The organism is Mycobacterium sp. GA-1841 (genome assembly GCF_001954135.1).
Classification (GTDB): domain Bacteria; phylum Actinomycetota; class Actinomycetes; order Mycobacteriales; family Mycobacteriaceae; genus Mycobacterium.
In genome coordinates, this window is record NZ_MBEQ01000087.1 from 24,505 (window position 1) to 38,127 (window position 13,623).

The 13,623-nt window shown below is 64.4% G+C and carries 14 protein-coding genes; 4 read left to right on the forward strand and 10 right to left on the reverse strand.

Annotation, left to right across the window (positions count from 1 at the left end):
• The first annotated feature begins 27 nt into the window (after positions 1 to 27).
• The 3 genes from A5740_RS20390 (at position 28) to A5740_RS20400 (ending at position 2,390) form a co-directional block, all read left to right on the forward strand.
• Entirely contained in the window at positions 28 to 1,320 is a 1,293-nt protein-coding gene (locus A5740_RS20390; RefSeq protein ID WP_076197012.1) for a cytochrome P450, read from the forward strand.
• Between the two features lie 194 nt (positions 1,321 to 1,514).
• On the forward strand, positions 1,515 to 1,958 hold the full coding sequence (locus A5740_RS20395; RefSeq protein WP_076197014.1) for a hypothetical protein: 444 nt from the start codon (positions 1,515 to 1,517) through the stop codon (positions 1,956 to 1,958).
• A gap of 3 nt (positions 1,959 to 1,961) precedes the next feature.
• On the forward strand, positions 1,962 to 2,390 hold the full coding sequence (locus A5740_RS20400; protein ID WP_076197016.1) for a hypothetical protein: 429 nt from the start codon (positions 1,962 to 1,964) through the stop codon (positions 2,388 to 2,390).
• A gap of 65 nt (positions 2,391 to 2,455) precedes the next feature.
• On the opposite strand, the gene A5740_RS20405 is transcribed toward A5740_RS20400, so the two are convergent.
• The gene (locus A5740_RS20405) at positions 2,456 to 2,845 is read right to left on the reverse strand and encodes a hypothetical protein (protein WP_076197074.1); all 390 of its coding nucleotides are present in this window, start codon (positions 2,843 to 2,845) and stop codon (positions 2,456 to 2,458) included.
• Between the two features lie 196 nt (positions 2,846 to 3,041).
• Between A5740_RS20405 and A5740_RS20410 the strand changes: the two genes are divergently transcribed.
• Positions 3,042 to 3,548, forward strand: a complete 507-nt coding sequence (locus tag A5740_RS20410; RefSeq protein ID WP_076197018.1) for a hypothetical protein — start codon at positions 3,042 to 3,044, stop codon at positions 3,546 to 3,548.
• A 70-nt stretch (positions 3,549 to 3,618) separates the two neighbouring features.
• Here A5740_RS20410 and A5740_RS20415 read toward each other — a convergent pair whose 3' ends face one another.
• From A5740_RS20415 to A5740_RS28785, 9 genes are all read right to left on the reverse strand, one after another.
• Entirely contained in the window at positions 3,619 to 5,358 is a 1,740-nt protein-coding gene (locus A5740_RS20415) for an MCE family protein (RefSeq protein ID WP_076197020.1), read from the reverse strand.
• Complete coding sequence (locus tag A5740_RS20420; protein ID WP_076197022.1) at positions 5,359 to 6,732, reverse strand: MCE family protein; 1,374 nt, start codon at positions 6,730 to 6,732, stop codon at positions 5,359 to 5,361. It abuts the gene before it with no gap.
• Positions 6,729 to 8,228, reverse strand: coding sequence for an MCE family protein (locus A5740_RS20425; RefSeq protein WP_076197024.1), 1,500 nt, complete (start codon positions 8,226 to 8,228; stop codon positions 6,729 to 6,731). Before A5740_RS20425 ends, A5740_RS20420 begins: the two co-directional genes overlap by 4 nt.
• Positions 8,228 to 9,313: an MCE family protein gene (locus A5740_RS20430; RefSeq protein WP_076197076.1), complete on the reverse strand. Its 1,086-nt coding sequence runs from the start codon at positions 9,311 to 9,313 to the stop codon at positions 8,228 to 8,230. The genes A5740_RS20425 and A5740_RS20430 overlap by 1 nt, the downstream gene beginning before the upstream one ends.
• On the reverse strand, positions 9,313 to 10,338 hold the full coding sequence (locus tag A5740_RS20435; protein ID WP_076197026.1) for an MCE family protein: 1,026 nt from the start codon (positions 10,336 to 10,338) through the stop codon (positions 9,313 to 9,315). Before A5740_RS20435 ends, A5740_RS20430 begins: the two co-directional genes overlap by 1 nt.
• On the reverse strand, positions 10,335 to 11,609 hold the full coding sequence (locus tag A5740_RS20440; RefSeq protein WP_076197028.1) for an MCE family protein: 1,275 nt from the start codon (positions 11,607 to 11,609) through the stop codon (positions 10,335 to 10,337). Before A5740_RS20440 ends, A5740_RS20435 begins: the two co-directional genes overlap by 4 nt.
• Positions 11,610 to 11,618: 9 nt before the next feature.
• Positions 11,619 to 12,476, reverse strand: coding sequence for an ABC transporter permease (locus A5740_RS20445; RefSeq protein WP_076197030.1), 858 nt, complete (start codon positions 12,474 to 12,476; stop codon positions 11,619 to 11,621).
• A 9-nt stretch (positions 12,477 to 12,485) separates the two neighbouring features.
• Entirely contained in the window at positions 12,486 to 13,283 is a 798-nt protein-coding gene (locus tag A5740_RS20450) for an ABC transporter permease (RefSeq protein WP_076197032.1), read from the reverse strand.
• A gap of 126 nt (positions 13,284 to 13,409) precedes the next feature.
• Positions 13,410 to 13,574 (reverse strand): hypothetical protein, encoded by a 165-nt coding sequence (locus A5740_RS28785; protein ID WP_175616303.1) that lies wholly within the window; start codon positions 13,572 to 13,574, stop codon positions 13,410 to 13,412.
• Positions 13,575 to 13,623 lie beyond the last annotated feature (49 nt).

Here is a 13,623-nt window from a genome sequence, read left to right on the forward strand (position 1 = left end):
TATCGATTTCGGAAGGCAGCCCACGCAATGACCGATTCCGGCACGACTGATTACGACACGGTCGATTACTTCACCGATCAGTCGTTGGTCCCCGACCCACACCCCTACTTCGACCACCTGCGCAGCAAGTGTCCGGTGGTGACGGAGCCCAACTACGGTGTCATGGCGATCACCGGGTTCGAGGAGGCCACCACGGTCCTCAAGGACACCGACACCTATTCCTCGTGCATCGCGGTGGCCGGGCCGTTTCCGCCGCTGCCCTTCACCCCGGAGGGCGACGACATCACCGGTCAGATCGCCGCCCACCGCTCGCAGATGCCGATGTTCGAGCACATGGTCACCATGGACCCGCCCGAGCACACCGATGCCCGTTCACTGCTCAACCGGTTGCTCACGCCCAAGCGGTTGAAGGAGAACGAGGACTTCATGTGGCGGCTGGCCGACCAGTGCCTCGACGATTTCATCTCCGACGGCAAGTGTGAGTTCCTCAGCGCCTACGCGAAACCCTTCTCGCTCCTGGTGATCGCCGACATGTTGGGCGTGCCAGAAGAAGACCATGAGGAATTCCGCACGGTGCTGGGCGCACCTCGGCCCGGCGCCCAGGTCGGCTCCCTCGATGGTGACCTTGTTGCCAGCAATCCGTTGGAATGGCTCGACGAGAAGTTCATCCGTTACCTCGAAGACCGCCGCAAAGAACCACGCGACGACGTGCTGACGGCACTGGCCACGGCGAACTACCCGGACGGTTCCGTACCGCCCGTCATCGAGGTGGTGCGGTCGGCGACATTCTTGTTCGCCGCCGGCCAGGAGACCACCACCAAGCTGCTGTCGGCCTCGCTGCGCGTGCTCGGCGACCGCCCGGACATCCAGCAGGCCCTGCGCGACGACCGCAGCCGGATCCCGGTCTTCGTCGAAGAGGCACTGCGGATGGACGCACCGGTCAAGAGCCAGTTCCGGCTGGCCAAGAAGAACACCAAGCTCGGTGACATCGACGTGCCGGCCGGCACCACGATGATGGTGTGCCCGGGTGCGGTGAACCGTGACCCGGTCCGGTTCGAGGACCCGCATACCTTCAGCCTGGATCGCAAGAACGTGCGTGAGCACATCGCGTTCGGCCGTGGCGTGCACAGCTGCCCGGGCGGCCCGCTCGCCCGCGTCGAGGGCCGGGTGTCGTTGGAGCGGATCCTGGACCGGATGGCCGACATCGCCATCGACGAGGAGTTCCACGGGCCCGCCGACGATCGTCACTACACCTACGAGCCGACGTTCATCCTGCGCGGCCTGACCGATCTGCACATCACGTTCAACCCCACGCGCTGAGCCGTCGGGCACGACGAATAGCATCCTCGGCCCATTGGCCGAGGATGCTATTCTCTGCGAACAAGAATGGCGCTCTCGCGGTTGAGTGCGAGATTCCGATTCCGGCTCGAGCAGGGTGCGATCAGTTCTATAGTCAGCCGAACAGCTGAATCCTGGAGGGGACGCCGTTGAAATCCGGTTTGCTGAGCACAATCATGGGCACGGTCCTGGCGGCGACGACGATCCTCCTCGCGCCACCTGCCTCCGCCGTCATGCCGTTCGGCAATTACGACCTGCGCATCCCGGATCGGCGAGACTTCCACACCTGGGCGTTGTCGGCTCTCGCTCCGTGTCGGGGCGAGAACAACGTGAAACGGCACGATTGCATCGAGATCCAGCTCCTCCCCCAGCCGATCGCCAAGGCAGTGGAGCCCGTCGGCGAGGCCAACCTCGTCGACGGTCGCTACAGCTTGACCGTCGACGATCCTTTTGGGCTGCGCTGCGGCGACATCTATTACGGTCCAACCATTCCCACCCATGATGTCTACAGCTGGGACGCCAACACGCTCGTCGGGGAAATGGTCTCGACCTTCGACGTCGGGTGCGACAACGCCCCGGGCGGTTCATTCACTTATCCCATCACCCTGACGAGGATCTGATCGATGCGGTCCGTTTCGTCCCTGGCCACAGCCGTTGCCGCCCTGACGTTGACCGGCGGCGCATTGACAGGCGCGGCCCCCGCCGGCGCCGAGGATCCCGTGTTGCATCACGTCCGCTACACCGTGACGGCAGACGCTCCTTTTTGGGCCACCATCTATTACCGCGATGTCGACCCACCTAGCTGGTCCGATTACAGCCACAACCCCTATGAATTCAGCCCTCGCGCCGACTCTGACGTCGGCCCGAACCAGCCGTGGGTCCACGACACCACTCTCGCCGACCCGAATTCGTGGGCGATGGTCACCGTGCAGAGCGGTGACGCACCGAACATCGTCCCTCCGACGTTCCACTGCACGCTCGAGGTCGACGGCAATGTCGTCAGCACCAACAGCGGCAACAAGGGTGCGCTGTGCTCGCTACGCAATTGGTGAACCGATGACCTGAACGCCAAAACGCCTGAGCCACATGGCTCAGGCGTTTTGTGTATACAGAGAAATCAGGTGTCTCCACGGCGCCACAGCGCGTCGCCGCTCATGGGAACACAGGTGAGGAACAGACCGTCCGGCGCCTGGGCGACCATGTTGAGTTCGGTTCCGCACGGAGTGTTCTCGTCTCGGATACCGGCCATCGGCGGGGACCGGAACCAGCGCGGCTCATACCGCCGCGGCGAACCGCAGAACACCAGCCGACCGGGCCGGATCGACGGTCCGGCCACCGCCACCCCGAACACGAAATAGGTCGTGTTGTCACAGGTCGAACCCAACACCACGTTCGGCCTGATGCCTGGCACGCAATACGCGTCATTGCAGGCTTGAGGTCCCGCATTCGCCTGCGGGGCACCCAACATTCCGGCGACAATAGCTGAAGCGGCCGTCGCCGCCACCATCACACGCACTTTGCCACTTTCCCACACCTGAAAACGAAATTCTCGATTTCGGAGAAGAATACTTCACCAGGATCAGCCCCAGTCACCGACCACCTCACGATGTCGGCAAACGTCCGCCGAATCCCTGGGGAGGCCCGGATGCGACTGATATTCTCCTAATCTGAGAATGACACTATCCGAGCAGAGGAGTCGTTGCATGCCGGCAACCAAGAGGATTGCGGCCGCCGGGGCCGTCGCAGCGGTGACGATGATCGGCTTCGGTGCGGCACCGGCCGGGGCCCAGGAAAACTGGGGCATCAACGGAACGTACGCCACATCGGTCAACGGTGATTGGGCGAAGGTCAACGAACGCTACGAAGACCAACCCTCCGAGCGTGCCACCTGGACGGTGAGCACCCAGTGCATCTCCCCCACCGACTGCGCCGGCACTGTCACCAGCGACCAGGGGTGGTCGGCCCCGATCTACACCGTCAACGGCCTGTACTACGTCAAGCAGACGGTCCCCGAGTGGCGGTTCTGCGCCGACGGCACGCCCATCGAAGGCCTGCGGATCTACAAGCTCTATCCGGTGGGTTTCGACGGGCACGTGGACCTGTCGTCCAGCGAATACACCGGAGAGCAACAGACCACAGGTCCCAGCGGATCTTGTGGTCGGAACCAGTGGCCGGCCATCCGCGCACCGTTCTACATGAAGAAGCTCTAGCGGAACGCTTCTGCGCCAACAAGAACCGGGCCCCGGCCACCCCCCGGGGCCCGGTTCTTGTCCAGGCCGATCAGATCGGCAGCATGTCCTGCCAAGTATTGACCTTGGTGGTCAGGCTGGCCTGCTTGTACAACTTGCCATCCTGACCCTGATACTCGCCGGTACGCGGGTTGTACTTGCTGATCGCCAATGACGGTCCGCTCGGCTGACCGCCAGAGAATCCCGACGGCACGAGGACCGGGTCCATGGACGTCGACGGAGCAGACGGATCGATCGGCGTACCTGCCGGCGGGCCGTGTGGCACCGGCACCTCCCGCGGAACATCCGCCGGCGGTACCGGCACGGTATCGAGGTCCGGCGCAGGCGGCGGGGCTACACCCGGTACCGGCGGCTCAGGGAACGTCACCGGCCCGGGGGGCATCGCACCGGGCCCCATGGCCGGGAAACTCGGTGGTTGTTGCGGTTCCGGTGGCGCGGGAGGTCCCGCCACCGCCACGCCCGGAGGCAGCGGCGTCCCCTCGAGCGGCCCGAAGGTGTTGTCGTCCAGTTCTACTCGGGAGTCCGGTGCAATCCCCTGCGAGACCAGGTTCGGATCGAAGGGGTAGGGACCGAGGGTGTGCTGGCGCTGAGCCAGTGGCTGGTAACCCTTTGGGTCGTTGCACAGTTCGACCGTGGGGGCGCGCTTACCCGGATGCTCCATACAGGGATAGTTACGGGCACCCCGCACCGCGATCGGGGAATCCTGCGGCAGCTTGCAGTAGATGTTGTCCGGGGTGTCGATCACCGAGGTGTCGGTCGGCGCTCGCCAGGCCGACGGTGGCAGGAATCCGACGGTGCACGAGTTCGGATCGCCCAGCCCCAGCGAGAATTCACCGTTCGGCATACCCGTTGGATTGTTGCCCGGCAGATAGGTCTGGGTCTGGGCAACATAGGGCGGGAAGAGCACCAGCACTTGCTCGACCGACGCATGGTAGGTCACCAGCACCTGACCGAGGGTGGTCATATTGGCCAAAAGCACCGGGAGCGTGGGCTTGATCTGGTTCAGCAGACGAGAGGTCTCCTGCGCGAACCCGGGACCGTTCTGCAGAACCGACCGGAACTGCGCGTCGTCGCTGACCATCTGACCGGTGATGCCGGCCAGACTGGCAGCCCAGGTGCGGATCGAATCGCTGGTCTGTGCCTGGGCATCCAGGAACGGGCCGGAATCGTCGATGAGTTGGCGGGTCTGGCCGGAGATCTTGTTGGCGTCGTTGGTGATGGTCGATGCCGAGTCCAGCAGAGAGCCGAAGTCGTAGCCGGTGCCGTTGAATGCGTTGTACGACTCATCGAGCAGCTTGCTCAGCGAATCCTTGGGAATGGTGTCCACCAGGGCGCTGAGCTGATCGAGCATCGGCCCGACCTGCTGGGGCACCTCGGTGTCGTCCTGGCGGATCACCGAACCGTCCTCTAGGTATGGGCCAGAATCGGTGCGTGGCAGCAGATCCACGTACTGCTCACCGACCGCCGACATGCTTCGGACGGCAGCTTTCAGGTCCGCCGGGACCTTCGGGGAACGATCCAGCGACAGCGTCGCCTCTGCGCCGTTTTCGGTCAGATCTACCGCGGTGACCTTACCGATCTGCGAACCCCGATAGGTCACATTGCTGAACTGGTAAAGCCCTCCGGTGGCGGGCAGTTCCACCTTCACCGTGATCCGGCCGATGCCGAGCAAGGTGGGGACCTGCATGTAGGCGAACAACATCACCGCCACACCGACTACCGACGCGATGGCGAACAGAATCAACTGAGTCCGGACAAAACGCGTGAGCATTTATCCGCCACCCCCTGTCGTCGGAGCCGGTGGGGCCGCAGGGGCTGGGCCCGGCGAATTTGATTGTGCCGCATAGGGTCCGGCGAAAATGGGCGTCGATCCGCCGGCGTCGGGTGTCGGCGGTGGCGCGCCACCGGCCACCGACATCGGTTGTTGCGGTACCACCGGGAGCACCGGACCTGCATACGCGGGCGGCGGACCGGCCGCAGCCGCGGTATCGACAGGTGCAGGTGCCGGCGCCGGCGGGAACGCGTCTGGCGGCGGCGGGTTCACACCCGTCTTGAGCGGGTCGTAGGTGTAGTTCAGATGGGCCGGATCGCCGGGGGCGGGCACCAGTTGGGCGCCCTCCTGCTCCCATCGGGTTCCCAGCATGAAGCTTCGCTTCAGCCGCGGGATGGTGAGGTCGATGGTGGCGAACAGGTTGAAGTAGTCACCGCGGATATCCCGGTCGATGAAGCCCTGGGTGAACGGATAATGCGCAGCGAACTCGAGGACGCTGGGGAGCTCCGGACCCACATCGGCCAGCGCCGCCAGCGCCGGCTCCAGGTTGCGCAAGTTGCGCACCAGGTCCGCCTGCGATTCGTTCGCCAGCTTGTTGGCCGTGTCGCTGAAGGTACCCAATTTCTGCAGGGCGGTGGTCAGCCGCGGCCGTTCCTTGATCAAGACATCCATGGCCGGCGGAATCTTCTCCAGCGCACGGGTGATGACGTCACGCTGACCAGCGAAGGTGGACGCCAACCGGTTCAGCGACTGAATCGAGTTCACGATGCTGTCACGCTGCGCGTCGAGCGTCCCGACGAAGGTGTCCAACCGGGTGAGCAGGTTGCGGAAATCGGTGTCGCGACCGTTGAGCGCGGCACTGAAGTTGTGGATGATCTCGCCGGCTTGGCCCAGGCCACCGCCGTTGACGACGGTGGCCAACGAGGACAGTGTCTGCTCGGTGGTCGGATAGGTCGACGCGGCATTGAGCGGGATCGTCGACCCCGGCGGCAGGCTGCCCTCCGCCGCCTTCCCGAGCGGTGGGTTGATCGCGAGGTGCATCGAGCCCAGCAAGCTGGTCTGTCCGATGCTGGCCACCACGTTGGCCGGCACCTCCACACCGGGTTGCACCGAGAACTCGACGTCGGCATGCCAGTCCTTGACCGACATGCTGCGCACGCTGCCCACGACGACGTCGTTCATCATCACGGGTGAGTTCGGTTCCAGTGTCGCCACATTGCCGATTTCGACGTGGTAGACGCTGGACTCCGGCCCGCGCCCCACCGCACCGGGCAGCGGCAGCGAGTTGACGCCCTGGAAGGCGCAGCCGCTGGCCGTCAAAGCGACGCAGGAGCCCGCAGCGATCGACAACCGCAGTCGTTTTCCGCTGATCATGCCGGCGGCGTCCCTTCTGCCGGAAGTGGCGGTGTATCGGCTGGGACGGGGCCCGGGGCCGAGCCGGCCGCCGGCGCCACCGGAGCCTCGGCCGGTAGCGGACCCGGGGCCGGACCCGGCGCTACAGCCGCCGGATCGAGCATGTCCCGGAGCGAGGACGGCACATTCGGCTGGACCACCGGCGGCGCACCCGGCAGCATCTGCTGGGCTCCCGGCGGCGGTGTGCCCGGCGGTCGGCCGGTGAACGGCGGTGGCGGGGTGGGGCCGGGAACGTAGGCCGATTGCGACGGCGGAATCGGGATATCGGCCGGCTCCGGCGATCCCCCGCCACCACCCGGCGCCAGGCCGGGCTCCGAATAGACGATGTTGTCCGGGTTTGCTGACGGGGCCAGGTACGGCTGAATCGGGAACGGCACGTTGTTGACGTTCAGCAGTCGCAGGGCCGGGCCGAGATACTGCGCGCACAGCTTGGCAGTCTCGGGCGCCGTGGTGTTCTCCACCGCGCCGATGGCACCGCAGATGAACTGCACCGGGTTGGAGAAACCGTGCAACACGAATTGGCCCACCGGGCTTCCGGTGTCGGGGTTGTAGATGTTGTACGCGTTGACCAAGGCGTTGGGCGTGATGTGTAACAGGTTCTCCACATTGATCTTGTTGTCGACCAGGATCTGGGTGACATTGGCCAACCGCTGCACCTGCTCGGAGGTCTGGTTGCGACTTCCCGCGACGAAGCGCCGCACCTCGACGACCGCGGTCGACAGTTCGGTCAACGCCGCATCGAGATCCGAACGGCTCCCGTCGATCACACTGGTCAACGTGGCCAAGCGGTCCTGAAAGGACACCACCTGAACGTTGCTGTCCCGCAACGCGGTGACGAAGACCTGCAGGTTCTTGATGACGTCGACGATGTTGCCGCTGCCCTCGGCGAGGATCCTCGCCACCCCGGACAGCTGCGAGATGGTCTCGTGCAACTTCACCCCGTTGCCATCCATCGCCTTGGCCGCGGTGTCGATGAAGCGCGACATCGACGTGCCGTCCACCCCGCTCTTCGGACCCAGTTCGGTGGACAAGCGCATCAGCTGCTCTTTGACCTCGTCCCATTCCACTGGAACCGCGGTGTGGTCCAGTCCGATGACCGCACCGTCTGCCATGGTCGGTCCCTCCGACCGATAGGGCGGAGTCAGCTGCACGTAACGGGCCGCGACGAGGTTCGGCGCAACGATGACGGCCTGCGCCTTGGCCGGGATCTGTACCCCACGGTCGACCTTGAGCGTCAGCCGAGTCTGAGTGCCCTCCGGCTTGATCGACTCGACGGTGCCGACCTTCACCCCGGATACCCGGACGTCGTCACCCGGGTAGATACCGGTGGCAGAGGTGAACAATGCGGAGATCGTCTTCTGGCCGAAGAAAGTCTGCCGCAACAACACTGCGGTGCCGACCACCAGCAGCGCCACCAGCGCCACCGCGAGCCACTTACCGAGACGTCGACGGTTCATCAGCGCGACCCTCCGGGAATACCGTTGTACGGGACCGGGAACTCGGCGCGCGGTCCGGCATTGTCTGGGGGCTGCCCGGCGTTGACGCCGCGCCGGAAGCCGAACGCATAATCCATGAACGGCTGCAGCATGGCCTGGCTCACCAACAGGTTCGGCACGAAGGCGTTGTAGTACGGACCATTGGCCAGAGTCTCAGCCTGTGCCAGCCAGAACTTCTTCATGTCCGGAAGCATCTTGTTGATGTTGTCGCGGTTTTTCTCCAGGATCTCGATCACCCGGTTGAGTCGCTCCAGGGTGGGCGCCAGCTCCTTCTCGTTGTCGGCGACCAGTCCGGTGAGTTGTCGCGATACCGCGGCGGTGTTGGCCAACAGGTCCACAATCGCCTGCCGCCGGTCGTTGAGCACACCGAGTAGGTCATTTGCGTTGAGAATCAAGGTATTCAGCTGCTGACTGCGCTGCGAGAGCACCCCGGTGATATCGGCAGCGCTCTTGAGCAGGCTGGACAGGCTCTCGTTGCGGCTGTTGATCGACTTCGACAGCCGGCTCAGCCCGTCGAAGGTCGGCCCCAGCTTCGGTGCCAGCCGATCGATGGTGGCAGAGAGGGTGTCCAGCGACTGGTTGAGCGATGCGGTGTCGGTACCGGCCGTGTTGGTGGTCAAATCGCTGACCGCATCGGTCAGCGAATACGGCGAGGAGGTCCGCGATGTCGGGATGACGTCGGTTGACCGGAGCCTGCCGCTGCCCTCGGACTCCAGCGTCAGCACGCGCTCACCCAGTAGCGACCCGGTGCGGATGTGCGCCGAGGTGAGCGACCCCAATGCCTGCTTCCCCTCGGTGGTGAAGGTGACCAGTGCGTCACCGTTCTGCAGCGAGATACCGGTGACAGAGCCGACTTTGATGCCCGACAGAGTGACGTCGTTGCCGACGGCGATGCCGCCGGCCTCGGTGAACAGTGCCTGGTGCCGTATCGAGCTGGCCCATTGGGTGAGGCGTTCGGGCTGCAGGCCGACGGCGATCACCAACACCATCAGAACGGTGCCGATGAGGCCGGCCTTGATCAGTTTAGATTCGCGGTACTTGAGCATCAGGGCTCTGCGCACCTCCCGCCTTCTTGTTTGAGCCAGGGGAAGACTGCGGTCCGACCCTGAAGGTCACTGACGCGCAAGTTGATTCCGCACACGTAGTACATGATCCAGCTGCCGTACGCCCCGAGCCGCGCCATCTTGCGGTAGTTGTCCGGGCCCTTCTGCAGGCCACGATCGAGGACCGCCTTGTTGTCGTCGAGCAGTGACGCGAGCCGGTTGAGCTGATCGACGGTGCCGGCCAGCGGCGGACGTGCCTGTGTGAGCAGGCTGGCCACGGATGCGGTGCCGTTGTCGATGGACGTGATGGCGTTGCCGATCGGATCGCGATCCTCCGACAGGCCGCTGACCAACTTCTCCAACCGATCGATGGTGGCCGAGAACTTATCGCCGTCCTTGTTCAGCGTGCCGACCACGTCGTTGAGATTGTCGATCAGCTGCTGGATGACCTCGTTGTTGTCACCGAGGGTGTTGGAGAACGAGGACGTCTTGCTCATCAGGGAATCCAGGGTGTCCCCCTGCCCCTGGAAGATGTTGACCAGCGAGGAGGTCAGCGCGTTGACGTCCTGCGGATTGAGCCCCTGGATCACCGGGCGCAGGCCGCCGAGCAGCAGATCCAGGTCCAGGGCGCTCTGGGTGCGGTCCACCGGAATCTGGGAACCAGCGGCCAGCAGTCGGGTGGAGTCAGGCGTGTCGAGCAACTCCAGATAACGATCACCGACCAGGTTCAGATACCGCACGGCAGCGTTGGTGCCGGTGGTCAACGCGACGCTGCGGTCGGTGTCGAACTCGACCAGCACCGACTTGTCGGATTGCAGCGACACACTTTTGACGGTGCCGACCCGGACGCCGGCGACGCGCACCGAATCCCCGGCCTCCAGTCGTGAGGCATCCTTGAAGACCGCTGAGTAGGTCGAGTAGCTGCCACCGCGATACTCAGAGAACGTCATGAACAGGAACGCGGTCAGTACTGCCATCACGACCGCGAACGCCCCGAACTTCAGGAACGTGCTTCTGCCGCGGTTCATCCTGGTTGTCCGATCTGTGCTGTGTTGCGCGGCGGACCATCCAGCGGCCCGAACAGCAGCTGTTTCAGACCGTCGGAGTTGAGCAGGATCCCCTGGTTGCCGTACTGCCACGGATTGGCATTGGTATCGGTGACAAGGTATTTCGCGCGATTTCCGAAGCCGACGTTGGGCAGGCCCATACAGTGCGGACCCCCCTTTGCCGCAACCTTGGGCAGGTTCTGTGGGAACCGGTAACGTTCGACGCCCAGGGTGAACGCCAACTGGACGACGATGCCCGGATCCATTGCGGGCGGCTGATTTTTCACGGTGACCATGCCCTGCAGCGCGCATTTGAGCCCGGGCGCGTATTCGTTGAGCAGATCAGTGGTGGGCGCCAGCAGGTTCAGGGTCTTGCTCAGCGCCGGTTGGTTGCCGCCGACAACATCGTTTCCGACATCGGCAAGTCCGATCATGCTTACCAAGAAGGTGTCGAGGTTCTTCTGCTCATCGACGATGGTGTCGCTGAGGTGGTTGGTATTGTCCACCGTCTTGAGTAGGTCCGGCGCGGCATCGCCGTACGCGTCGGACACGGCGGCCATCGCGTCGATGTCGTGGGACAAATTCGGCAGGCTCGGTTCCAGCTTGGCCAACAGCGCCTCGAAATCGGTGACAGTCTGGCCCATCTTCTCACCGCGCCCGGAGAACGCCGAGGAGATGGCGCCGAGGGTTTCGTTCAGCTTGACCGGGTCGATCTTGTCGAGCACGCGAGTGAGTTGCTGGAACAGCGTGTTGATCTCGACGGTGACATGGTCGCCTTGCAGCACCCGTCCCGGCTCGATGGTGCCCTCCGGATTACTCGGCGGCACCAAATCGACGAATTTGGCACCGAACACTGTCGAGGAAGCGATGTCGGCGGTGACGTTGGCGGGAATCAAGCGGAGTTCGGCGGGGTTCATTTCCAGGTGTAGTGCCGCCCGGCCGTCCGGCAGCGACTCGATCGAGCCGACCTTGCCGACCTGGACGCCACGCACCTTCACCTTGGCCTCCGGGTTCATCACCAAGCCGGCGCGATCCGAGATGACGGTCAATGGAACGGTTTTGGTGAAGCTACCTTGGAACAGAGCCACGGCCAGCGCCACGATGAGGCCGATCACAACCACCGTGCCGAGGCCGGCCAGGGGCCGCGCATAACCCTTGGCACCGAAGCTGCGCCCGGCGCGCGCAGCCACCGGTGCTGCGGCACTTGTTGTTTCGGACCGGTGGGCAGGGCCCGGTCCAACGTTTCGTGTCAACTCTTCTCCCTAACCCGACAGGTTGAAGTTTCCGTTGGAGCCGTAGACCGACAGTGACACCAGCAGGGTCACCGAGACCACGACGATCAGCGACGTACGAACGGCGTTGCCGACCGCCACTCCCACCCCGGACGGTCCGCCGGAGGCGAAGTATCCGAAGTAGGTGTGGATCAGCAGGATGGTGAGCGCCATCAGAATGGCCTGGAGGAACGACCACAGCAGGTCGATCGGATTGAGGAACGTGTTGAAGTAATGGTCGTAGAGGCCACCGGACTGGCCGAGCAACACCACGGTCGTGAACTGCGACGCCAGGAAGGACAGGATCACCGCGATCGCGTAGAGCGGGGTGATCGCGATCATCCCGGCGACGATGCGGGTGGAGACCAGATACTCGACCGGCCGGATGGCCATGGACTCCAGTGCGTCGATCTCCTCGTTGATCCGCATCGCGCCCAGCTGCGCGGTCACGCCCGCACCGAACGTGGCGGCCAGGCCGATGCCGGCCACCACCGGCGCGGCGATGCGCACGTTGATGAACGCCGACAAGAACCCGGTCAACGCCTCGATACCGATGTTGCCCAGTGAGGAATAGCCCTGGATGGCCAGCACCCCGCCGGTGGCCAGGGTGAGGAACCCGACGATCACCACGGTGCCGCCGATCATCGCCAATGTGCCTGCGCCCATCGAGATCTCGGCAATCAGCCGGACGAGCTCCTTGCGGTAGTGCATCGCCGCATGTGGGGTGCCGGCCAGCGCCTTGAGATAGAACAGCGTGTGATCGCCGATCCGGCTCAGCGTCGACACCGGCTTGTTGAACTGCCGGGTCACCCGCGGATACGTCGACTTCAGGATCGTCATTGTGCCCATGCTCGCCGCCTATCCCGACGTCATCCGGATGCCGATGGCCGTGACCACCACGTTGATCACGAACAACGCCATGAAGGCGTACACCACGGTCTCGTTCACCGCGTTGCCCACCGCCTTGGCGCCGCCGCCGACGATCGTTAGCCCGCGGTAGCAGGCCACCATCCCGGCGATCAGACCGAACAGCGCGGCCTTGACGCAGGAGATGATCACCTCGGGCACACCGGTCAGCAGCGTGATGCCGGCCGCGAACGCGCCCGGGTTCACATCTTGGATGAACACCGAGAACACGTAACCGCCCAGGATGCCGATGATCACCACCAGGCTGTTGAGCAGCAGGGCCACCAGACCAGAGGCCAGGATGCGCGGGGTGACCAGCCGCTGCACCGGGTTGATGCCCAGCACCTCCATGGCGTCGATCTCCTCGCGGATGGTGCGGGAGCCCAGGTCGGCGCACATCGCCGTCGCGCCGGCACCGGCCACGATCAGCACCGTGACCATCGGGCCCAGCTGGGTCACCGCGCCGAATGCCGCTCCCGCACCGGACAGATCGGCCGCGCCGAGCTCGCGAAGCAGGATGTTGAGGGTGAAGCTCACCAACACGGTGAACGGGATCGCCACCAACAGCGTCGGCGCCATCGACACCCGCGCCACAAACCAGCACTGTTCCAAGAACTCCCGTCCCTGGAACGGTCTCTTGAAGATGAACCGGATGGCGTCCAGCGACATCGCGAACAGTGCTCCGACGGCCTGCATCGGGCCCGACAGATTGCGTGCCAGCGATACTCCGGTCGACCATTTATCTGCCATTGGCGAGTGGTCCCTCCAGGCTTGTGGCTGCGGACACCGCAGTGGGTGCGCCGATGTTAGGTGCTCCAGTGTGCGGATGCTCGAACGGGTCTACTGAATGCGTACTGACCTCCGGCCCGGGCCGGCTCATGCCGCAGCCTCCGACGCAGCACGTACCAACCGGACCGCCGGGAAGTCGAAGCCGCCGATCTTGATCGAGGCATGCTGAGCCGCAACGGCTTTCAGACGCAAAGCCGCTCGTGAAGCGGTAGAGCCGCCCTGGATCGGCAAATGCGGGGTACGCTCGGACACCTGACGCACCTCCCGCTTTCTCAGGAACATCTTCACATCACCGGACCCA